This window comes from Geobacillus sp. TFV-3 (assembly GCF_009901865.1).
Taxonomy (GTDB): Bacteria; Bacillota; Bacilli; order Bacillales; family Anoxybacillaceae; genus Geobacillus; species Geobacillus thermoleovorans_A.
Genome location: NZ_MPSP01000001.1, coordinates 270,825 through 293,022, shown reverse-complemented (window position 1 = coordinate 293,022; position 22,198 = coordinate 270,825). Strand labels below are relative to the sequence as shown.

The following is a 22,198-nucleotide window of genomic DNA, read 5'->3' as shown; positions in this document are numbered from 1 at the left end:
TTTCACATGACTTGTTCCTGTGCCGTTTTTCTTGCATTTGTATAAGCTGAAACCGCCGGTGAGACAGTGGAAAGGACGAAAGCAAATACAGCTAGTTTCAACGCGGCCGAACTTTTGGCCAAACGCTTGACAGCGGGCTCGCGCATCGCTAACATCTCTGGATTCGGCCATGAGACAACAGAAAATATCAACGCGCAAACCAGTGTCGAGAAGATCACCATCGCCTCAGCCAAAAGCAATACTTTACTATAGTAAGGCACGAATCCCCATCCATAGACAAAACCGACATAAAGAGCTGCCAAGACGTCCAATATGGCGGCGGCGAGAACCATAGCCAGTAAAAAGTGGCTGAAATCCTCACATTGGATGCGCCACGTCGGAACTCCCGCCAACACACGCAACGCACGCCCTTTCGCCCTGACCGCCAGCCAATACAAGGCTAACGACACCATCAACATCGAAACGGCCAATAGCGCTACACCGAAATCGCTTTGCATGATCAAAAATTGGAGAATGGTCAACAGTGTTTCTTCGCTCCATTTCTGATCGACTCGATGTGACGTCAGCCAATGTTTCAACTCGTCTATATGATCGGTTTTCCCTGTCACCAAATAATCGCCATTGGCAAACGAATGGGCCAACGCGCGACGATCGCGGATCTCCGCATCCGGCTCATGACCAAAACGCTCGATTCGCTTCGGAAATGCCCCTTTCTGTCCCACTTGAACGAAGATCTGCCCTGACTGATCCCCCCGTAAATCTGGCGCGACTTTCATCAATCCCAATTCCCATTGATCGCTCATCGCACCCAACTGTCGAAACACATCTTCCTGACGCAAATCAGACTGGCTAAAATCCAATGTCACTTTCGCTTTCACACCCAGCTGCTCAGGAAAAAATCGGTCATGGATATCCGAAACAACGACCGCTACTAAAGCTAAGAGAAGAAACTGCACAGCGGAAACAGCGATCACGATTTTTTTATGCATGAGCCTCATTCCTTCCCTAATCCATCATCCGTCCGGAAGAGAAAGACCCCATCCCGCTCGGGAAGGGGTGAACGAACAGCTTCTATCTACAGATTCACTTTTCTCTACGGAAGAAATTACTTCACTTTTTCAAGTTTAAAATGGTTGATTCTGTATACTTCATCACAAAGAACATCAATGTCCTCTTGATTATGGCTGGTAAGCAAAATCGTTCTCCCTTCTTGCTTGAATTTCCGAAGCAAATTGCGGATATTTTCAACGCTTTCATCATCTAAAGCATTAAATGGTTCATCTAAAATAAGTGTTTGTTGATCTTCCATAATAGCTTGGGCAAGAGCAAGCTTTTGTTTCATTCCAAGTGAGTAATGTTTTACCTTTTGTGTCGATTCTGGATTTAATCCAACCATCTTCATCGTTTTCTTTATTTTGTCATCATTAATTTTGTTTCTAATTAGAGCTAATGCTTTTAAATTATCAAACCCTGTCTTTCCCGCTATATATCCAGGCCGATCAATGATAATTCCAAAATTATTCGGAAATCGTTTATTGGTACCCAACTCTTCCCCATCCACTATCACACTGCCGTGATCAGGAAATATAAATCCGCATATTAGTTTGAATAATACTGATTTGCCAGAACCGTTAGGACCAGTAATCCCATAAATTTTTCCTTTCTCCACTGTAAAATTCATATTTTCAAAAACCGTTATTCCTTTAAAAGATTTACTGACTTGATTCAGTTGTATATGCGGCAACTTCCTCACTCCTTTTTAGAAATCAATATCTTGTTTATGAAATATATACAATAAGAAAACAATCCCTAAAACATCCCATAAAGATAGAACCATGCTTATGCGATAAATAGAGTAATCTGTTAATATATAAGCCATACTATTCAACCCAGATGGGACTATTAACCAATTATTAAGACCCGGAAACATAAAGATCGAAAGTATGCAAATAACCAATAGACTATAAAAAGTTTCTTTGCTCAGCCAAGAAATAATAAACACAAATAATACATAAAAGGAAACTTGAAGATAACCATTGACAAAAAAATGATAAAACACTTCAAATAGCGCGACCGAGCTATCAATAGAAATGTAGAAATCAAAAGAGAAACGCTTCAGAGAAGAGATGAATAGAGCGAATAATGCTAATATTAATAAATAAAATCCAATATATAGCATTATTTTATGATACCATCCCCAAAACCACCTACTGATAGACTGATAACGCAAAAGCTTATAATAACCAATTTCCGACAATTCCCTTTGTAAATACAATTGTATTAAATAGATAAAACCAAAATATATAACCCAATAACACAAAAATGACTTTAAACTAAATGTTTGGTTTGAAACGCCTATAAACATGAAAATAAATTGATCCCAAATGGTTTTTCCTAACTTTTCTCGCATACCGGACCATAATGCTATGACAATCAGTGCAAAAAAAATGATATAGCCCCCGTTATATCGCAATTTACTAAATATTTTCGTATTTAAATCTATTCGATTTACACTCCATACAACCAACGTCGCCAATCCTATTACAATTGCAAACGGTCCCCATATATTACCGAACTGTGCAACCCCCGAATGTAAAATGAGGTAATTGCACAAATTGAATAAGGAAGCATGACTAGGAAGAAGTTTAAATGACACTCCACTATATACCCATATAAAAACCGCGGTAAATACAACAATACCTTTTTTTTGTAATTTTACATAAATGATGGCCAAAATAAGGTGGATACAAATTAAACTTAGAATAAGCAACGAAAAATGTAACAACAATGCTAGAAAGGGTGTATCTATAAATTTTTGCAATATTTGTGTTTCACTTAGAGAAGCATCCAACTTACTAAACGGACTCCAACCGGCAAAAGAAGGGGCGCCGATTAATAAAACTCCGCTCACTGCTCCCCAAACCATCGTGGCTATACTGAGACTTTGAACAAATTTATTTAATGTCTCATACACCCAACTTCGATAAGAACCTAATCGTATCAAAACCGTGTAATCAAAATCAGATATAATAATCGAAATAGAACGGTATAGCAAAACAGGCAAAATGAAATATAAAATCAGATACACATCACTGAAAAAGTGATGCAGCAAGTCCCATTTATTCAATGATAATTCTGTATGAACCGAAAAATAATATAATTGTTCTTTACCTCTTAATCCATATATGTAAATAATCACACCAAAGATAACCCATTTAAATGTAAATAGTTCATCTCCGAAGTCTTTCCATTTACTTCCCAATATCCTAGTCATAATGTTTATACAGCCTTTCCTTTAAATAAAATCCTAACATCATAATGATGATACATAATATTGCAAATGGAACGAATACCGTCCACAAAGGTTGCTGTGATATGCTAAAAGGAAAAATCGTATAAGTAGGAGAAAATTGGTCATATCCAAGAATTTGCGTAATAAAATTCCCCAACAAGTAATATACAAATGGAATGGAAAGCGCTACAAAAGGTTTCTCTAAAATCATTACGAGCAATAATCCCATTGTCGCATACATCATTCCATTCAGTCCTACCCATAGCGAGTAAATAATTCCATATGGCAACGTTCCAAGAACAAGCAGTTGCTCAAACGTTGTATAAGGGATAGGGTTTCCGTCTGTTGGATACAAACGAACGATTCCCAAATGAGGTTCAATATACATAGAAAATATAAAAGGGACGAATACGATCAAAAAGGCTATCAAAAAGGATAGAATCGCATTGACTATTAATTTGCTAAATAAGTAAGTCGTCAAAGGGATGCGGATACGTACATATGGAATAAAATAGTTTTTCTGTTCGCTTGGAAAGTAAATCGCATACACAAGAACCATTATGATAGGAAAAAGCAGCGGAACAAAATTAGAATTTAAACGCAGAAAAAGATCTAATTGTCTATAGTAAACGTAATTATCCTTTATCAACACAAATTGGATTACAGGTAGGACCAATACCAATGCCGCCCAAATCACACATTGACGCCAAGTGACGGCTCTCATCAATTCGACTTTCACTTGATGACCTAACATTTTTTACATCCTTTCCTGAGTTCGTTTTGATTTTGAAGAGAATGGACCATCCAAATGGTTTGGTCCATTCTCATTATGAATCAATTGCTTCTCCACTCCCCTTTTACCCTTACGTCTACCAATTGAGTAATATCCGAACTAAACTCAACTCTCGCATCCTTGCCTGATTTGATCGAATTAGGCAATTTGAATGGCCCCCCAACCGTTGCGATACGAACCCAAGGTCCAGTTCCCCCGCTATAAGAATGCACTCTTGCATCCAATGCTTTTCCAAGTATAGATACTTTCAAATCAGCTGATGCGCCGGTAGTAGATTTGGTTTGTTGAGGAGTAAACGCATTATCGTTTAACTTTGGGACAATTACGTCATAATCGTCATACGTTGTTCCAGCCTGAGCCAAACCTCCTGCGGCGAGAAGTCCTGCTGCTAAAGTAAGTACTGCAAATTTCTTTTTCATTTTTTAACACAGTCCTCCTCATAATTTTGATGATAACCGGCCGGCTTCACCCTTACTGTATCAAAAATAAATCCGAAAAACATCCGTATTTTCCGCAAATTTCATTGCGGAAAATACCTATTTTTTGAAATTTAGTTTACAGAGATTGATATATATTGTAAAATTTTAATGGATTAGGCTGAAAGAGACGGCCTCATTGGACAAAACGGCACATCGTTCATCCCCCTGTAAAACTCCATCGTTTTCCACAGCAACTCGTGTTTCAACCAAATAAACAGCCACTCACAATGTTTTACGGGGGGGGAGGGAAGAATTTGTGAAGATCAAAGTCTTGCTAGTGGATGATCATTGTCTTGTCACGGATGGCATCCGACAGTTGCTGGAACGTGAGCCAGACTTGGAAGTGGTGGGCGCCGTTTCCTCTCCGACCGACTTGGAGCAGAAAATCGCTCAACATCAGCCTGACATTATTGTCATGGACATTCGCTTCAAAGGGAAAAACGGCCTCCTTTGGGCAGGGAAAATCTCATCATTATTTCCTGCATGCAAAGTCGTGATTTTGTCTCGATCTCATTGTCTGGAGTACATGAACGCCGCCTATGAGGCAGGCGCCTATGCCTTTGTATCCAAACAAGACTCTGTCGAAGCACTTATTCACGCCATTCGGGAAAGCCATCGAGGGGTGAAATCATTCCCGACCCATCTCGTTTTCCATGATCGTTCGTCCCTGACCGAAATGGAGTTGGCTATTCTCGAGCTAATTGCCAAAGACAAAACGAATATCGAAATTAGCGAACAATTAAACATCAGCAAACGAACCGTGGAGCACCACGTGTCTTCCATTTTGCGAAAACTTGATGTAAAGTCGCGGGCGGGAGCGGTGGGAAAAGCCATCGAACTCGGATTGTTTGGATGATTGAATTGTGGAAAACACTAATTTTTCTTCTAAAAGGGTGGTTAAAAAACCCTGTCCTTTTCCATCGATGGTTCTCTACGAAAACGGAACACCGGATTTACAAGGTTTTTCAATTTAAAAAACACTGCTGGAGAACAGGATTTTTCAGTTAAATCACCCCCCTTATAAATATGGATGTATATACAGGCAGTCATTTTCATGGCTGAAGTGTGACATGCGCTCATGTTTGTTTGCTGCTGCCTTCCTCCCGTGTTCACTTCCCGTCAAATGAAAAACGCCCGGCGGAACAACCCCGCCAGGCGGCACGACTAGAAGTATAAGAAATAAATGACAACGGCCAGCACGATCCGATACACCGCAAACGGCACGAGGCGGATGCGGTTGATGAGCTCAAGGAAAAAGCGGATCGCGAGCAAGGCGAAGACAAAGGCGCTCAAGAAGCCGGCGATGAAAAACGGAATATCGGCGGCGGTGACGTATTGCCAGTTTTTCAACAGCGACAGCCCGCTCGCCCCCGCCATGATCGGAACGGCCATAATGAACGTGAAATCGGCGGCGGCGCGATGGCTCATGCCGACAAGCACCCCACCTGAAATCGTCGAGCCGGAGCGGGAAAAACCGGGCCATAGCGATAAACATTGCATCAAACCAACAAGAAACGCCTGCTTGTACGTAATTTCGTCGACCGTCTGCGCCCGCGCTGCTTTTTTGGCGAATTGGTCAGCGGCGATCATCAACAACGCGCCGAGCACAAGGCCGATCAGCACCGTTTTTGTCGAAAACAAATGTTCATCGATGTAATCTTCAAACAAGACGCCGAGCACCCCAGCCGGCAGCAGGCCAATGATGACGTGAATGAGCGTCAGCCGCGGATGTCCGCCCGGATGGCGGCCGCGAACGCCAAGCAAGTCGAGAAATCGGTCTTTAAACACGACCACAGCGGCTAAAATCGAGCCGAGCTGAATGACGACTTTAAATGTATTCGCCGCGTACTTGCCTAAAAACTCCGTGGACTTCAACCAAAGATCGTCGACAATAATCATATGGCCGGTCGAGGAAACAGGGGCGAACTCGGTCAGCCCTTCGACCATCCCTAAAATGATCGCCTTCCATAATTCCATCCAGTGCATGTCCTTCCATCCTTTCTGCGCGGGGTGTTTTTTGCAAGCAAAAAATGCAGAGAAGTGCAAGAAAAAATACATAGGCTTGCCAGCTCAAGACTTAAGGTTCCAGACCGGGGGAAGAGGACGGCTGGATCGCGGAGAGAGCGTTCCGCAGTCGATAGCTCTCTCCCGTAAAGGCCAGGATGTGGGCATGGTGAACCAAGCGATCCACCAGCGCAGCTGTCAAGCGGTTGTCCCCAAACACCCGATTCCACTGTCCAAATTCCAGATTCGACGTCACGATGACGCTTTTTCGCTCATAACAGTCGGCGATAATATGAAACAACAGCTCCGATCCTTGCTTTTGAAACGGCACATAGCCGAGTTCATCCAATATCAACAGTTCGCACGCATCGATGCTTCGTTTCAGCCGCCCGAGCGTGCCATTTTTCAATGCCTCTTCCAGCTGGGCGACGAGATCCGCGACGCGGAAAAACCGAACCTCATGGCCTTGTTGGCACGCCTGGATGCCGAGCGCTGTGGCGAGATGGGTTTTTCCTGTCCCGGGCGAGCCTAAAAGCAGAACGTTTTGCTTTCGCTCCAAAAAGCGAAGGTCACACAATTCCTTCTTCGATGTCGTGGTCGGCCAGTGGATGTGATCCGACCATTCGTAATCCTTCAGCCATTTCAACTCCCGAAACTTGGCTTTCTTGATCAGCCGGGCCTGTTTCGCCTGCTGGCGGCACGACAGCTCCAGCGCCAATACATCCCGCAAAAACTGCTCTTTCGTTTCGAACATCACCTCCTCGAATCGATCCGCGATATAGGCCAAATGCAGCGCTTTACAAATCTCTTTCACCTCTGCTCTCATCCCTGGACACCCCCTTCCCGAACGGGGTGAAGACGTTGATCATACACCGTTAAATCCGTTTCATAGTCGATCAGGACGGAAGGGGTGTACGATTCTTCCCACTTGGCCGGGTAATGGGATTGCTCGGCTTCCATCAACACCCCGATTTCATGAGGAGCCAAGTCCCATCGCTGACTCTCCTCGAGCCACTGGGCGATTTCATAAAGCGTGCAACGATCCAACAGCGCTCGCAGCCCTTTCAAACGGGCCGCCACCTGGGGCGGGGTGCCAGCCAGATACGTTCGGATCGCTTCCGGCAAGTACGCCCGGTATCGGGAATGCCCGACAACCCGGGGTTTGGTCTCCCACTCAGCGAAAATCTCTTTCCAAGGGATCTCGCGTTTCACGTTCGTATACGGCCTTGGCATCTCAAGATGTATGCCTCCGTCAGGAGAGAGCACAAAGAAACGATCCCACTCTTTTTTCACCAATACCCGGTTGGGGACGGACAGGCCATGGACGACGAACGCCTTCCCATCCACCATCACTTCTCCGTACTTATTCACGTAAGCGTGATCGAGGGAGAAGATCCGAAGATCTTGTTCCGGCAACGCCAACAGCTCCGGCCGCTCTTCCTGCCATAGCTCCTCTATCAACCGCCCCTTTTCATAATGAGGGCGGTTTCGGTCCTCGACCATCTTGCGATGCAGCCACTCCACCAGCTCCGGATCCGACTCGATCAACGGAGCCGGGACGAAACAAAGGTTGCGAGTGTAATAGACTTTTCGCTCCGCATTTCCTTTCTCATGTCCGCTGTATGGATTGCACACTTGTACATCAAACCGATAGTAGAGTTGAAATTTCTCAAAAGCCTCGGTGAATTGGCGTTCTCCCCCTTTTCGAATCGACACGATGGCCGCGGACAAATTGTCAATGCGCAATGCCTTTGGCACTCCCCCAGCCTGACGAAACAGCTGCGTCAACCCATGGAGGAAGCATTCACTGTTTTCCGCCGGCAGCGGATAAGCAAACGCAGCGTTGCTATACGGGAAGCTTACGATCAAAACCGATCGTTCTTCTTCCTTCCCCTCCTTCGTCACCACCGTCATCTTCCCGAAATCCACCTGCGCCTCGCCTGGCGGGTGCTCAAGTCGTTCATAGCGCTGTTCTTTCTCGAGTTTGAGCTGCGGTCTTCGTTTTTGCACGTACGCGCAAACGGTGCGATACGAGCCTTGAAATCCATGGTCACGACAAAGCGCTTCAAACATCGTCTTGTTCGTTCGCCGTTGTTTTCTCGGCAGCTTGGCATCCTCCTCCAACCAGTCATCAATGATTTGCCCGTATCCTTCTTCCTCCATCATCCCCTTTTTGCGTTTGATGGTTGGTTGGACAGAAATGCCGCCATCCGCGTATTTCTTGACCGTTCTCCAGTTATATCCCGTTTCGCGGGAAATTTCCGCAATCGATAACCCTTTCTTTTCACGCAGTTTTCTGATACGATTAATTTCGGGCATTGCCAGCATCCTTTCGCTCCTCCACTGTTTGGTTTATGTGTTCACAACTTCCACAGTAGAGGAAATGTTAGGGGCTGGCAAGCCTTTTTTCTTTGCCTTAGGCTCTGCACGTTTCGTTGCAGAACTCTGTATTTTTATTTTGCACTAAACAGCGGGGTCGTCCCTTCTATACATATGGGCCAAGCGGGTGGAATAACACTTCGCATTGGCCGCGCCTGCTCTATTGTACTACAAATCATTTGTTTCTACTACCCACTCTTTTGGACGTGACGTTATGGTTGAAACGGACGCCGCCCATCGCTCAGCAGAACAGAGATGGATTATCTTTCCCCTAGCTCTCTGCGTCGTTGTAGGTAATGATACAAAGCGCCGAGCAAGTTCGCATCGTTTTTGAATTGGCACGTCTCCACCACTGGCTGGACTTTGGCGATTGGAACGAGCGACAAGAACACCGAAAGCCGCTTGTTGATTTCGTCCACGAAATCGGGGCGGCTGCTAATGCCTCCGCCGACAATGATTTTTTCCGGGTCGTATGCGTACTGCAAGTTAAAAATCCCTTGGGCCAATGAAAAATAAAACCGGTCAATAGCCTTTTGCGCGGCTTCATCGCCGCTCTCGGCCAACGCAAATACTTTTTCTCCGTCCAGCTCCCTCTCCGGCATCCCCTTTTCCTCAGCCGCCATCTGGATCAGCGCGCTTGTCGCCGCCAGTTCGCTCCATGTTTTGCATTCGATCCTTCCGTTCTCATAGCGGACGTCCATCAACATATAGCCAAATTCCCCGCCGTGCAAATGCGCCCCTTTATGGATGCGTCCGTCTTTCACGATCGCCCCGCCAATGCCGGTGCCGACAATGACAAAGGCGATGTCGCGGCAGTGCCGCCCCGCTCCTTTCCATAATTCACCGAGCGCCGCGCAGTTCGCGTCATTTTCCAGTTCCACCGGCAGGCCCGTCGCCCCGCCGAACACTTCTTTAAAGTTCGGACCGTGAATGCACGGCAGCGCGCTGCTCCCGCCGATGACCCCGTGGTCGCTGTCGACGCTGCCCGCGGAGCTGATCGCGATGCCGGAAAGTTCATAGTTTGCCTGCGCTTGGCGGACGACGTTAAGCAAGTCATCGCGAAATTGATGAAAGTCATGCCGCTCCGAACGGTAACGCCCTTTTTCCAAAAAATCGCCGCACTCGTTCATGACGGCGTGTTTCACATATGTACCGCCGATATCAAAGACGATATAGTAGCGCACCGATGACGCCTCCTTCGTTTTTTATCTTTCCTCTCTTCTAGCTCCATTAGGCTTAGCTGTTTCTCCGCTTTTATGTATTCGCCGTCGGTCCGTCCGTTCCTTCCCACAGTGATGAAAGAGGCCGCTCCGTTTGGCGGGAGCGGCTCACTTCTGTTATCGTTCATATCCCATCGACAACGCTTTTTGCGCATTGCGGACGTCATTGTGAAGAAGATGACCGAGATCGTACGCCGAGTAGTAACCGTGTTTATGCATATAGTTGAACGCTTTTTCATGCGTGTCAATGGCTTTGAGCAGATGTTTGACAAACGTTTTGCGCAGCACCGGCGTCGCCGCCTCGGTAATGGCAGCAGCATAATTGCGCACTGACGTTTTGGAAAAGCCAAGCAAGTCGCCAGCGTGCAAGGCGCGGTCGCCATCATCATGGTCGCGGCTTTCTTCCATCATAGGTGCCGCCGGAATGAAGGCAAGCAGCTTGCGCAAATTCGTTTCGAGCCCTTGAATCGTCTCAAAGTACAATCCTTTTAATTCAGGACAGTCGATTTTGCCGACCGCCTTTTTCAGTTTTATGAGCCCGTGTGCTTGGAAAGCGATCAGTTCATGCAACTCCAACGTTTCATGCCAAGCCAAATGGCGATGGCCGTGCATCTGTCCATGCATATGGATCACATTCTCCCCTTGTTGTTCATTGGTTGATTTCCATTTACCGTATATACCTGCCAAAAGGAAATGGTCACTATTGTCCGAGCTTCCTGCACCAGCAAAAAAGGCGTCCCGCGAAAAGCGAAACGCCTTCCTCATCCACTGTTACAACAGATCCCCGCCGTCAAATCCATCGCCGCCATCAAACCAATCATCCACGTCCAACCCGTCAGCGACATCATCGATCACATCGTCCAGCAGCTCTTCCGCCACCATTCCTGCCAGCATCCCGGCTGCAAATCCGCCAATGGCGCCGGCCCACCCATGTCCGTCATGGTGCGAATGATGGGCGGATGGATAATGGCCTACTGGATGGCTATAGATTGGCGAATGCGGCATTGCCAACGGATGCCCGCTCAGCTGGCCGAACGCCCCGGCCGCCTGCACCGCCTCTTCGATGGCTTCTCGAAGCAGACGGACTGCCGCCGCCGAATCGCGAAGCTGTTCGTGAGTGATCAACAGCTCCCGTTTCATTTCGCGCTCCCCGCCAAAGCCGTGGCGGACGTCGATTTCCATATACAAACGCACCCCTTCTTCCTCGACGAGGGCAAAAAACTTGACTTCTTGGACGATCCCTTGGAATTCGCCCGCGGGGAAGAACGAAAATTCCTGTCCATGTGGCGTAATGCGTCCGGATGTCGCTTTCTCCCGAAATCCTAAGGCTGCCAAAGCGGTAAACACTTGCTCCAAGGCCGTCGGCGGCAAAATGTGAATGGCGTCTTGGTCATATGCATCCGCCCCATCCGCAATATCGAGCCGGGTGACGAACGTATAACGGACCGTTGGGCGGCTGATCGGCAAATGGAACGGCAGTGTGTACGAAAACGGGAGCACTTTCCGCTCACCGGGCTGAATCGTAAACGAGGAAGTGACCGGGATCACCGCTGCGGTTCGGCGATATGCCTTTCCTTCCGCATGCACTTCCAATTGCAATACGACATCTAAGTTCCGAATGTGTTGGGCAACCGAACCGCCTTCCAGCAAAAATTCCCCTTCCAACGTTTCACCAAGGCGCACATGAGAGCGATGCAGCACGAGATCCACTTTGGCAGCGCCAATGCCGAGTTTCGATAAAAACTTTTTCCACATTGGACCTCTCTCCTTTCATCAACCTAATGTCACACTTGAATTACGAACAAGCCGCCAAAATGGTGTCATCGAAATAATTTGATCAACCCTAGGGCGATCAACACAATCCCAGGCAGCATGGTCGCCTTTTTCATAATTCCCGTTTTCGACACCATATACCCAAACGATAAGCCGAGCCGGATGAACACAAGATTAAACACGCCAACCAACAGGGCAAACGAAAGCGGAGGAAAATGCAAAAGCGACGAACTGATCCCGGCGCCAAATGAATCCATCGAGAGAGCGATCCCGATCAACAACGCTTCTTTTTGGCTGATCGTGCCTGAACGATCAAGATCGCCAAGTTCAGGGCGTTTCAATACTTGAACAGCGCCGCTGAATCCGATCGTTTCCCCTGTTTCATTGAATTCCATAGGAGTCTCCTGTCGCTTCGGCTTGTAGACGTTATACATTGCCCAAACGCCGAGCGCTATGAGAATGAAGGAAGCAATCCCCTTCTCGACATGCAAGGGTAAAACAAGCGCCAACAGACGACCGATGTTCATGGATGCAAACACCACCGCCCCGGACATGGATGCGATAAGCGCCAACGAAAAGAAGGAAAAACGGACACCACCCATTCCATACGTAATGCCTACGCTCAAGCTGTCCATGCTCACACTGAAAGCGAGCAAAATCATGGACACCCATAACCACATATGAATCCCCCCTGCCGTACGATATGCAATTCCGTACGGAGAGGGGACTTTCTTGGCATTCGACACGCATCGATTTCCGGGGAAATGTTTCCCCTTTTCTCGACATTATTCCCGCAAATGATACGGCAACGTGGCAATGACAACATCTTTTTTCATGATCAAGAAAAAGCGCAAGATGATAGCGGTTTGGTTATGCAAAAATGTATGCCACCATCTTTTCACGATAAATTGAGGCAAGAGCACCGTCACCGGCGCGCGGTCTGCTTCCTTTTCCGCTTTCGTGATGTATTCTAACAATGGTGACAAAATAGTTCGGTACGGTGAATAGATGACTTTCAACGGAATGTCCGGATAAAACTTCTCCCACTTTTGCCGCAGCTTTTGTTCGTCTTTTTCGTCGAAAATAATCGACAGCGCCGTAATATCATCGGAAATGCTGCGGGCGTACTGAACGGATTGGGCGACCACTTTGCTGACGCCGGAAATGGGAATAATGACTTTTGGTTTCAACATTTTCTCGCGCTGTTGCCACTCCCGTTCGTCAAGCCGCAGCTGCTCGCCAAGTTTTTTGTAATGTTCATGAATTCGACTGAACATCCAGACAAACAGCGGAATCGCCACGATGACGATCCACGCTCCTTGCGTAAATTTGGCGACCATCGTGACGAGCGTGACCATCCCGGTGACAGCCGCTCCCGTTCCAACGGTAAGCAGCACGCCGATCTTCCGTCCTTCTTCCTGTTTCCATAATTTTTTAATCAACCCGCTCTGACCGATGGTAAAGGAAAGAAATACGCCGACCGCGTAAAGCGGGATGAGCGAATGAGTCTCCGCATGAAAAACAATGATCAACAAGATCGCCAACACGCTCAATAAAATGATGCCATTGGAAAACACGAGGCGATCACCTCGGGCCGCCAAGCTTCTCGGCAAAAAACCGTCCTTTGCCATAATCGATGTCAGCTGCGGAAACCCGGCAAAACTCGTATTGGCTGCGAGCACTAAAATGAGCATCGTCGTCAGCTGAAACAGGTAAAACAAAAGACCATTCCCAAACACATGGCGCCCAATTTGCGAAATGACCGTCTGATGCTCAGTCGGGGCAACGCCAAATCCTGCCGCCAACACGGTGATGCCTAAAAACATTGTGCCAAGCAGCACGGACATCCAGACCATTGTAATCGCGGCGTTTTTCGAGCTGTCCGGCCGGAACGCTGGCACGCCGTTGCTGATGGCCTCGACCCCGGTCATCGCCGAGCATCCTGACGAAAAGGCGCGCAACAAAATAAACAAGCTGTAACCGGACGCAAACATGTGAGCGGTTGACGCATGCTCACGCATCGTAAAGCCGTGCCATCCTTCATGCCACAGTTGCCACCCGCCGACAGCGATCATCACGAGAACGAAGCCAATGAACACATACGTGGGGTAGGCGAAAACGGTCGCTGATTCCGTAATGCCGCGCAAATTCAGCACCATCAAAAGCAAGACAAGAGCAACAGCGAGCTCTACTTTCCACGGCAACAACCCCGGAAACGCCGATGTCAACGCGGCGACGCCGGAGCTGATGCTGACCGCGACGGTCAAGATATAATCGATCATGAGCGCCGCTCCAGCCACTAAACTGATTTTCGTCCCCAAATGGTCTCGGGCGACAACATACGCCCCTCCTCCAGACGGAAACGCGTAAATAATTTGCCGATACGACAACGTCACTAGCAAGAGCAATACTAAAATCGCCACAGCGATCGGCAACGAGTAGAAAAAGACACTGGTCCCCAATAAAGCAAGCACAAGCAAAATTTCTTCCGTCGCGTAAGCCACCGATGACAGGGCATCGGAAGAAAAAACGGCCAATGCCTTCCACTTGGGCAATTTTTCATGTTTCAACTGTTTCGTTTCCATCGGTTCCCCAATCAACAAACGTTTTAACGAAGCCATGCTTCCATTCCTCCCAAAAGCATATAGAGTTGACTCAAAAAGAAAAAACCGCTGAGGACTCACTCAACGGCTACAAATGTTCTAAGGTCATACTCGTCCCTCCCCAAAAGCGCTTGCGAGGTTAGCTGTCGGGTTCGGGCTTGGAGAGATGCCCTTCCTTTCGGATTCACCCCAAGACAGCAGACGCTGCCAAATCGGGTCCCCCGCTCCATGCAGGATTCAGCGCATCGTATCAAGTTGTTCTTGCTTCCATATCTTACCCCTTTGCTTGTCTCTTCGCCAACCTTGAAAAAGGAGGAAAACAGCGAGTTTCTGGGCTTTTGAGCTTATTTTTTCCTTATTATTTCCCCTTCACTCACGCTCCCGACATTTTTCTGTGTTTCACTCATCCAATCATCATTTTCCCCTTCGGATAGCGGAACGGATCGGGCTGACGGTGCAGCGTGACCGCATAGGCGATCGTCAACGGGCCGACGCGGCCGGCAAACATCGTGAAAATAATGATCGCTTTTCCGAGCGGAGACAATTCAGGGGTTAATCCCATCGATAGTCCAACAGTCCCAAACGCCGATGTCGCTTCGAATAAAATCATTAAAAAGTCTTTTCCCTTTTCGGTAATCGTCAACACCATCGTCACAACCATGACGACAAACAATCCGCTCATCGTCACCGTCAGCGACTTGTATACCGTATCGTAAACGATTCGTTTGCGGAACAAAATGACGTCTTCCTTCCCGCGGATTTGCGACCAAACCGCGCCAAGCAACGTCGTAAATGTCGTCGTTTTGATTCCTCCGCCCGTCGAACCCGGAGAAGCGCCGACAAACATGAGAAAAACGATCAAAAACAGCGTCGGTTGAGTCAAATCCGGAATGTTGAGCGTATTCGATCCCGCCGTTCTCGGGGTGACCGCTTGGTAAAACGCGGACAAAAACTTGCCTGAGAGCGACAGCGGCCCCATCGTCTTCGGATTGTTCCACTCCAGCAGCAATATCAGCGCCATGCTGGCAAACACCAGCCATGCGGTCGTGATGACCACCACCTTCGTATGAAGAGACAACCGCCGTGTTTGCCGGTACTCATACACTTCATTCATGACAATAAAACCGATCCCGCCCAGTATAATTAAAATCGGCACGACAAGGCTCACGACCGGATCTTCCACATAGCCGGTCAAACTACGAAACTCGCCCATCAAGTCAAAGCCGGCGTTGTTAAAGTTGGAAATCGCATGAAAGAACCCAAAGTAAACGGCTTTCCAAAACGGCATATCGAACGAGAAACGAATCGCCAACAGCAAACCGCCGATGCCCTCAATGACGACGGTAAAAACGAGAATGCGTTTCACGAGCCGAACAATCCCTTCGATGCTCAGCTGATTGAGCGCCTCTTGCAACAACAACCGCTCTTTCAAGGAAATCCGCTTGCCGAGCAAAAAGGCAAACAACGTAGCAAATGTCATAAATCCAAGCCCGCCCACTTGGATCAGCGCTAAAATGACCAGCTGTCCGAACAATGTGAACGTCGTCCCCGTATCAACCACAACAAGTCCAGTCACGCACGTAGCAGACGTCGCTGTAAACAAGGCGTCTAAAAACGGAAGTCCTTTCCCGTCAACGGTCGCCGTCGGCAGCATCAATAAGAAAGCTCCAACCAAAATAATCAAGGCAAAGCCCGACACTAATACTTTCGGCGGATCAAAAAAATTGCCTTTTGGATTCATTGGCATGGTTTACCCCTTTCCCTTCATCCATTTCTTCCTTTAGTTGTGGATGATGCATAGAAAAAATATACCAAAAACCAGCTGGTTCGGGTACCTTAAACAAATTTTCATCATAACATTCTTCCCACATAATAAAATGGATAAAGGGCATGGCCACCAGCTTCAAGAATGCGGATGAAGTGAAACCTTTTCCATCTCCGTTCGTCTATATGAAGGGTGAATCGTAATCGAGCTGTGAATCACAAAGGCAGCGAGGCGCGGAAAGGGGCTTTGCGCCAGCCCCATTCAAAACATTCCATTGACTTTTGGCCACAGACGTATTATGCTACTTGACATGGAGACGTTCCGATGTAAAATCATGTCAGAATAAAACATTGGTTGCTGTGGACAACGGCTGTTGATATAAACATAGAAGCAACGTTAAAGAATACGGGACAAAGGAGGAGAAGAGGACGTGAAGGCAGTTTGGGAAAACTGGTTGAAAAAATGTCGTTCTCTCCCTAACCAATACATCGGCTTTTTTATTTTTGCCGTGCTCTTATTTTGGTTGAAGACGTACGCCGCCTATTTAGCAGAATTTAACCTTGGCATCAGCAACTCCATGCAGGAGTTTTTATTGTTCATCAACCCGGTCAGCTCGGCGGTATTCTTCCTTGGATTGGCGCTGTTAGCCAAGGAAACGCGTGTGTACAAATGGCTCATTATTATTAATTTCATTTTATCGTTCATCTTATACGCTAATATCGTCTATTATCGCTTTTTCAGCGATTTTATTACATTGCCGACGTTGACCCAAACGAAAAACTTCGGCGACCTCGGCGGAAGCATTTGGGAATTGCTCAAATGGTATGACGTGTTTTATTTCTTGGATACGATCATTTTATCGACCATCGTCTTCTCAAAACGGTTCCCGCTCCCGCCTGTGCGGGCCGGCCGTTTCAAAAAAGGCGCGATTTTTGCATCGGCCATTTTAATGTTCAGCGTCAACTTGGCGCTCGCTGAGGCCGACCGCCCGCAACTGCTGACAAGAACGTTTGACCGAAACTATATCGTCAAGTATTTAGGCGTGTACAACTATTTAATTTACGACTCGATCCAAAGCATGAAATCATCGACGCAACGGGCGTTCGCCAACAAAAGCGACATCACGACCGTCTTGAACCATGTGCAGGCGACGTACGCCAAGCCGAATCCGAAATATTTCGGCGTGGCCAAAGGCATGAATGTCATCTATATTCACTTAGAATCATTCCAAAACTTTTTAATTCACTACAAACTGAATGGCGAGGAAGTGACGCCGTTCTTAAACTCACTCACCCGCGATCCGAACACGTTCTATTTCGACAACTTCTTCCATCAAACAGGGCAAGGGAAAACATCGGACGCGGAGTTCATGCTGGAAAATTCGCTGTTTGGCTTGCCGCAAGGGCCGTGTTCACAACAAAAGGGCAAAACACGTATCATGCGGCTCCGGCCATTTTGCATCAGTACGGGTATACAAGCGCGGTTTTCCACGGCAACTACAAAACGTTCTGGAACCGCGACGAAATTTACAAGTCGTTCGGCTTTGACCACTTTTTTGACGCAAGCTACTACGATATGAACGATGAGGACGTCTTGAATTACGGACTGAAAGACAAACCATTTTTCCGGGAGTCAATCCCGCTGTTAGAAACATTGAAAGAACCGTTCTATGTGAAATTTATTACGCTGTCCAACCACTTCCCGTATCCGATCAGCGAGGAAGACGCGACGATCCCGCCTGCGACGACCGGGGACGGAACAGTCGACCGGTATTTCCAAACGGCCCGTTATTTGGACGAGGCGGTGAAAGAGTTCTTTGATTATCTGAAAAAATCGGGCCTGTACGACCGCTCGGTCATCATCTTATACGGCGACCATTACGGCATTTCGGAAAACCATGACAAAGCGATGGCGCAAATTTTAGGCAAAGAAATTACGCCATATGAACATGCGCAATTGCAACGGGTGCCGCTGTTCATTCACGTGCCGGGCATAAAAGGCGGCGTCATCCATGAGTTCGGCGGCCAAATCGATTTGCTGCCGACGGTGCTGCACTTGCTTGGCATCGACACGAAAAACTTCGTCCAATTCGGCACGGATTTGCTGTCGCCGGAACATCAAGAAATTGTTCCGTTCCGCAACGGCGACTTTGTCACTCCGAACGTAACGGCTGTCAATGGCAAGTACTATGACACGAAAACGGGCGAACCGCTTGAAGAAACACCGGAAATTAAGCGCATTGAACAAATCGTTCGAACCAAACTAGATCTATCGGATAAAGTCGTCTACGGTGATTTGCTCCGATTCTATACACCGAAAGGCTTCAAACCGGTCGATCCGTCAAAATATGATTACAATAACCGTGAAGAGGGAAGCGATCAATGATCGCCTCCCTCTTTTTTCTCAACTCTGCAATAGCCGTTCGATGGCCCGCTGCGCATTGACATAGCCCGCTCTGTATACATTTGGGTGGCGCCCTTTCCACAAATCGGCGCCACTTTTTAACGACTGCTTGATTGCATCCGGCGTTGCATTTGGTTTCGCCTGAAGCATCAACGCGACAATGCCGGCGCAAATCAGCGTTGCCATCGATGTGCCGGACATCGATAGCTGGTCCGGCATACAGCCCCGTCCGACATGCGTCCGTTCCCAGCAGCTGCATCTATGTAGGACAAACGGACAAAAAAAGCCTGCTCCGGCGAGACGAAGCAAGCGTTCCTATTATTCTCCCACCTGTTCAAGCATAATCTGTCTGGCTCTCCCTAAATGCTGCTCGACTTGACGAAGCACGTTTTCCCGTTCGGCAAATGCTCCGACTTGCGTCCCATCGACAATAACGCGGGTCAATGCTGTTTTTTGTTTTTTCCGCAGCCCAAGCGCCCGCTCCAACCCATTCACATGCCCGCGGGCGACCATGCGCAAAAAACGGGTATCATTCAGTTTTCTCACATCCTCTTCTCGATCAATAAATCCGTTCTCCGTGAGCACCGCCGGCATCGTCGTTTCCCTCAGCACATGAAAATTCGCTTTCTTTTTCCCGCGATCGCGAAATCCTGTAGCTTTGACGACTTCTTCATGAATGGCATCGCGAATGCGAGCTGTTGGCGAATCATCATCGAGCCGGTTATAAATGTAATCTTCATATCCGGTGCCGCCCCCGGCATTCACGTGAATGGCCACATACAAGTCCGCCCCCCAGCGGTTGGCCCGGTCCGTCCGCTCATCAAGCGACACTGTTTCATCGTTTGTCCGGCTCAACTGCACGGAAACTCCTTCATACTCGTTTTGCAGCAGGCGGCTCATCTCTAAAGCGATAAACAACGTAATGTCTTTTTCCAACAATCCGTTGCCGACCGCGCCAGTGTCATTCCCGCCGTGCCCTGGATCGAGAAAAATTTTGGCCATCTTTCTTTCTCCTTTCACATCACTCATCGTTTAGGAATATGGCACTATTAGCATAAGCATCGTATCTCCAAAATGCCATATATACTTCCCCAGGGCCAACAAATAAGGCGCAGTCAACGAGAACGACTGCGCCTGACATTTCCGCTGATCGACTTGTTCGATATGATGAAAGCGCCCACACAGCCAAGAAAACATGGACGGCTGGGCATCATACAAACTGTCCGCTCTGTTGGCTTCGGCTGAACTTGTAAACAGCCAAAAGGAAAAAGGTCAGCGCAAAGGCGAGAAGAATCAACATATGCAAATACAAACTTCCAAAAGAGCGGCCCTCCTGCAGCTTCACCAAAAAATCAAGCGCCCACCGCTGCGGCATAAAGTACGCCGCTCTTTGCAAAAACGCCGGCATCAGCTCGACGGGCCAAAAACAGCCGGCCAACATACATGTCGGCACCGTAATCAATGGCTGCAGCGCTCCCGCGGAAGCGGAGCTGTTCGCAAACATCACTGTAATCAAAGACAAGCCGATCGCGGATAAAGAGAAAAGCAGGAGCACCAGGGCCATTTGCCACATCGGAATATTAGGATGAATATGAAAGATGTTCTTCATTGCCACGAGTGTCACGGTGATTTGCGCCGTCATAATCAACAAATTCAACACGATATTCGATAACACATACGTTCTCGCCTGAATCGGCGTCGTCAATAAACGAGAATATGTGCGCTCTTCTTTTTCTTTGATGATGATCTCAGTCAAATTTCCCGCTGACATCAACATAATCATGACCAAATAACCGATCGTTTGATACGTGACCCCTCTCTGTTTGACTGTGTCGGACAACGAGTGAACGGACAGGCGGAATGGCGCTTGTTGATACCGCTCATACATCTGCCAAAAGATTTGATTGTTTCCGTTGGCCAATCGGCCCAATGTGGCCAGATGATCGATGTATTCATGCAAGTACAACTTGATGAACATCGTGATTTCCGCTCCCTTGAGCGAGACGAGTTTGATCGGCCGGGGCCGGCCGTGCTGAACGCTTTCGGAAAACCCTTGGGGGAAAATCAGCACGCCATCCACCTTTTGCGAGGTGATTTGGTCGTCCACCGCTGACAACTTTACGCTTTTCACGGATAGATGATCAATATTTTTCAGAAAACGGATCGCATCATCGGCAACCCGCCCATGATCCTCATTGACCACCCCGATGCGCACATCCTTGGCCGGGGAGCCTCCGTAAGCAAACAAGGACAACAGAATCGCGGCCAAAGGGGTGCCGAAATAGAGCAAAAAATTGATTTTCCGACGGAACGTCCGCTTTAACGTATATTTCATCAACCAGATGACGTCATTCACCTTATAATCCCTCCCGTCTCGCCATCGATGCGACAGCGATCACCAAAAACAACGCCGCTATACCGATATTCAGTAGCATAGTTGGAACGACGCTTGACAAATCGTTCGCATACACGATTTTGAAAATCGTGTCATTCATCCAAGAAAGCGGAGACAAATGGGCATACCATGCTGTTTCATCGATCGGAAAATAAGCGCCGCCGAAAAAGGAAGACAGCTGAATGATAACCATCGCAATCGTTCGCGCCGCTCCTTCCGTCCTTGCCATATAGCTCATCCCTAGACCAAAGCTGATGGCTAAGACCACCTCAGTCAACATAAGCAACCATACGAGGCTTACGTGATGCCCCCAATCAGCATGAAGCACCCATTGGCTGAACAACATGACGACGGCAACACAAAGAAAATTCGCCGCGACGCTTCCAGCCAGTTTTCCAATAAAGATCTCGCTTTTGCGAACAGGAGCAGCCAAAAGGCGATCAGCTGTCTTCCGCGTCCGCTCTCCCCGCAGCAAAGAGCTGCCCGGCAATGCGCTATACAAAGCGATCATCGTCGTCATCGCCACCGCATAATAATCCATCGCCCCAGGGTTGCGCTTGGAATACAGCGACCTTTCTTGAATATACTCCTCATGCGGACTGTGATCTGGCTGAACAGAACCGGGCTTCACCTCTGAAACCGCCATGGCCAGTTTGTATTGGCCCACAAACGCGGCCATCACCCCCTCAACAAGGCTTCCTTTGATCTTGTTGCGCTCATTGATGTACAACTCCACTCCACGCGGTCCAATCTCGACGTACCCATCCGCTTTTCCTTCCTGCACCGCCTGTTTTCCATCCATGTGGTCCAGCACCTTTCGAAAATCGATGTGGGCTTTCTTCGCTTCTTGGGCCATGGCGTGAATATACGGCGACAACCGCTCCGCTGTTTGATCTTTGTACAAGACGCGGACATCGCCGACGGAAATCGTCCAGTGGAACGCGTTGGAAAGGGCTGTTCCTAAGATGAATATCATTACGATCGGAAACAGCAGCATAAAAAACAGCGTCCGGACATCACGAAAATCGCTTTTGATTTCCTTTACCGCGATCCGAAAGATATTCAAACGAAACACCTCCTTTACATGTGGCA

The 22,198-nt window shown here is 47.9% G+C and carries 18 protein-coding genes, 3 pseudogenes and 1 riboswitch; of the genes and pseudogenes, 3 read left to right on the top strand and 18 right to left on the bottom strand.

Annotation, left to right across the window (positions count from 1 at the left end; all coding sequences use genetic code 11):
- Positions 1-2 precede the first annotated feature (2 nt).
- From BJQ97_RS17535 to BJQ97_RS01480, 5 genes are all read right to left on the bottom strand, one after another.
- Positions 3-989 carry a hypothetical protein gene (locus BJQ97_RS17535; protein ID WP_236567078.1) on the bottom strand — a complete coding sequence of 329 codons (987 nt, stop codon included), beginning with the start codon at positions 987-989 and terminating at the stop codon, positions 3-5.
- 116 nt (positions 990-1,105) lie between these two features.
- Positions 1,106-1,744 carry an ABC transporter ATP-binding protein gene (locus tag BJQ97_RS01495; RefSeq protein WP_160155241.1) on the bottom strand — a complete coding sequence of 213 codons (639 nt, stop codon included), beginning with the start codon at positions 1,742-1,744 and terminating at the stop codon, positions 1,106-1,108.
- A 15-nt stretch (positions 1,745-1,759) separates the two neighbouring features.
- Complete coding sequence (locus BJQ97_RS01490) at positions 1,760-3,274, bottom strand: permease (protein WP_201451648.1); 1,515 nt, start codon at positions 3,272-3,274, stop codon at positions 1,760-1,762.
- Positions 3,267-4,046 (bottom strand): ABC transporter permease, encoded by a 780-nt coding sequence (locus BJQ97_RS01485; RefSeq protein ID WP_160155240.1) that lies wholly within the window; start codon positions 4,044-4,046, stop codon positions 3,267-3,269. Before BJQ97_RS01485 ends, BJQ97_RS01490 begins: the two co-directional genes overlap by 8 nt.
- An 80-nt stretch (positions 4,047-4,126) precedes the next feature.
- Positions 4,127-4,504, bottom strand: coding sequence for a hypothetical protein (locus BJQ97_RS01480; protein WP_160155239.1), 378 nt, complete (start codon positions 4,502-4,504; stop codon positions 4,127-4,129).
- A gap of 316 nt (positions 4,505-4,820) precedes the next feature.
- Here BJQ97_RS01480 and BJQ97_RS01475 point away from each other — a divergent pair, with 316 nt between their 5' ends.
- Positions 4,821-5,420, top strand: coding sequence for a response regulator transcription factor (locus BJQ97_RS01475; RefSeq protein ID WP_160155238.1), 600 nt, complete (start codon positions 4,821-4,823; stop codon positions 5,418-5,420).
- A gap of 308 nt (positions 5,421-5,728) precedes the next feature.
- Here BJQ97_RS01475 and BJQ97_RS01470 read toward each other — a convergent pair whose 3' ends face one another.
- The 9 genes from BJQ97_RS01470 to BJQ97_RS01430 form a co-directional block, all read right to left on the bottom strand.
- Positions 5,729-6,550 (bottom strand): undecaprenyl-diphosphate phosphatase, encoded by an 822-nt coding sequence (locus tag BJQ97_RS01470; protein WP_160155237.1) that lies wholly within the window; start codon positions 6,548-6,550, stop codon positions 5,729-5,731.
- A 91-nt stretch (positions 6,551-6,641) separates the two neighbouring features.
- Positions 6,642-7,394 (bottom strand): IS21-like element helper ATPase IstB, encoded by a 753-nt coding sequence (istB, locus tag BJQ97_RS01465; RefSeq protein WP_021322668.1) that lies wholly within the window; start codon positions 7,392-7,394, stop codon positions 6,642-6,644.
- Positions 7,391-8,896, bottom strand: coding sequence for an IS21 family transposase (gene istA / locus BJQ97_RS01460; protein ID WP_160155236.1), 1,506 nt, complete (start codon positions 8,894-8,896; stop codon positions 7,391-7,393). Before istA ends, istB begins: the two co-directional genes overlap by 4 nt.
- Positions 8,897-9,207: 311 nt before the next feature.
- Positions 9,208-10,131, bottom strand: a complete 924-nt coding sequence (locus BJQ97_RS01455; RefSeq protein ID WP_160155235.1) for an ROK family protein — start codon at positions 10,129-10,131, stop codon at positions 9,208-9,210.
- Between the two features lie 153 nt (positions 10,132-10,284).
- The gene (locus BJQ97_RS01450; protein ID WP_160155234.1) at positions 10,285-10,791 is read right to left on the bottom strand and encodes a spore coat protein; all 507 of its coding nucleotides are present in this window, start codon (positions 10,789-10,791) and stop codon (positions 10,285-10,287) included.
- A 147-nt stretch (positions 10,792-10,938) separates the two neighbouring features.
- Complete coding sequence (locus BJQ97_RS01445; protein WP_160155233.1) at positions 10,939-11,922, bottom strand: sporulation protein; 984 nt, start codon at positions 11,920-11,922, stop codon at positions 10,939-10,941.
- Between the two features lie 65 nt (positions 11,923-11,987).
- On the bottom strand, positions 11,988-12,620 hold the full coding sequence (ytaF, locus tag BJQ97_RS01440; RefSeq protein ID WP_160155232.1) for a sporulation membrane protein YtaF: 633 nt from the start codon (positions 12,618-12,620) through the stop codon (positions 11,988-11,990).
- Positions 12,621-12,725: 105 nt separating this feature from the next.
- A complete protein-coding gene (locus tag BJQ97_RS01435) occupies positions 12,726-14,561 on the bottom strand; it encodes an APC family permease (RefSeq protein WP_160155231.1) in 1,836 nt (611 codons plus the stop codon).
- A gap of 95 nt (positions 14,562-14,656) precedes the next feature.
- Positions 14,657-14,796: riboswitch (cyclic di-AMP (ydaO/yuaA leader) on the bottom strand.
- A 150-nt stretch (positions 14,797-14,946) separates the two neighbouring features.
- Positions 14,947-16,284 carry a TrkH family potassium uptake protein gene (locus tag BJQ97_RS01430; protein WP_160157513.1) on the bottom strand — a complete coding sequence of 446 codons (1,338 nt, stop codon included), beginning with the start codon at positions 16,282-16,284 and terminating at the stop codon, positions 14,947-14,949.
- Between the two features lie 478 nt (positions 16,285-16,762).
- Between BJQ97_RS01430 and BJQ97_RS18125 the strand changes: the two are divergent.
- Positions 16,763-17,174 (top strand): annotated as a pseudogene (locus tag BJQ97_RS18125) (glycerol phosphate lipoteichoic acid synthase); the annotation flags it as partial.
- A gap of 71 nt (positions 17,175-17,245) precedes the next feature.
- A pseudogene (locus BJQ97_RS01425) lies at positions 17,246-18,693 on the top strand (LTA synthase family protein); the annotation flags it as partial.
- Between the two features lie 18 nt (positions 18,694-18,711).
- Here BJQ97_RS01425 and BJQ97_RS01420 read toward each other — a convergent pair.
- From BJQ97_RS01420 to BJQ97_RS01405, 4 genes and pseudogenes are all read right to left on the bottom strand, one after another.
- Positions 18,712-18,918, bottom strand: a pseudogene (locus BJQ97_RS01420) (S8 family serine peptidase); the annotation flags it as partial.
- Positions 18,919-19,029: 111 nt separating this feature from the next.
- Complete coding sequence (locus BJQ97_RS01415) at positions 19,030-19,713, bottom strand: N-acetylmuramoyl-L-alanine amidase family protein (protein WP_160155230.1); 684 nt, start codon at positions 19,711-19,713, stop codon at positions 19,030-19,032.
- 208 nt (positions 19,714-19,921) lie between these two features.
- Complete coding sequence (locus BJQ97_RS01410; protein WP_160155229.1) at positions 19,922-21,067, bottom strand: ABC transporter permease; 1,146 nt, start codon at positions 21,065-21,067, stop codon at positions 19,922-19,924.
- A 1-nt stretch (position 21,068) separates the two neighbouring features.
- Positions 21,069-22,172, bottom strand: a complete 1,104-nt coding sequence (locus tag BJQ97_RS01405) for an ABC transporter permease (RefSeq protein WP_160155228.1) — start codon at positions 22,170-22,172, stop codon at positions 21,069-21,071.
- Between the last annotated feature and the right edge of the window lie 26 nt (positions 22,173-22,198).

Excerpts from the sequence above, each read along its gene's own strand:
- BJQ97_RS01445 (WP_160155233.1), bottom strand. The coding sequence starts at position 11,922 with ATGTGGAAAAAGTTTTTATCGAAACTCGGCATTGGCGCTGCCAAAGTG.
- BJQ97_RS01485 (WP_160155240.1), bottom strand. The coding sequence starts at position 4,046 with ATGTTAGGTCATCAAGTGAAAGTCGAATTGATGAGAGCCGTCACTTGG.
- BJQ97_RS01430 (WP_160157513.1), bottom strand. The coding sequence starts at position 16,284 with ATGAATCCAAAAGGCAATTTTTTTGATCCGCCGAAAGTATTAGTGTCG.
- istB (WP_021322668.1), bottom strand. The coding sequence starts at position 7,394 with ATGAGAGCAGAGGTGAAAGAGATTTGTAAAGCGCTGCATTTGGCCTAT.
- BJQ97_RS01415 (WP_160155230.1), bottom strand. The coding sequence starts at position 19,713 with ATGGCCAAAATTTTTCTCGATCCAGGGCACGGCGGGAATGACACTGGC.
- BJQ97_RS17535 (WP_236567078.1), bottom strand. The coding sequence starts at position 989 with ATGCATAAAAAAATCGTGATCGCTGTTTCCGCTGTGCAGTTTCTTCTC.
- BJQ97_RS01480 (WP_160155239.1), bottom strand. The coding sequence starts at position 4,504 with ATGAAAAAGAAATTTGCAGTACTTACTTTAGCAGCAGGACTTCTCGCC.
- BJQ97_RS01435 (WP_160155231.1), bottom strand. The coding sequence starts at position 14,561 with ATGGCTTCGTTAAAACGTTTGTTGATTGGGGAACCGATGGAAACGAAA.
- ytaF (WP_160155232.1), bottom strand. The coding sequence starts at position 12,620 with ATGTGGTTATGGGTGTCCATGATTTTGCTCGCTTTCAGTGTGAGCATG.
- BJQ97_RS01450 (WP_160155234.1), bottom strand. The coding sequence starts at position 10,791 with ATGCATGGACAGATGCACGGCCATCGCCATTTGGCTTGGCATGAAACG.
- istA (WP_160155236.1), bottom strand. The coding sequence starts at position 8,896 with ATGCTGGCAATGCCCGAAATTAATCGTATCAGAAAACTGCGTGAAAAG.
- BJQ97_RS01490 (WP_201451648.1), bottom strand. The coding sequence starts at position 3,274 with ATGACTAGGATATTGGGAAGTAAATGGAAAGACTTCGGAGATGAACTA.
- BJQ97_RS01470 (WP_160155237.1), bottom strand. The coding sequence starts at position 6,550 with ATGCACTGGATGGAATTATGGAAGGCGATCATTTTAGGGATGGTCGAA.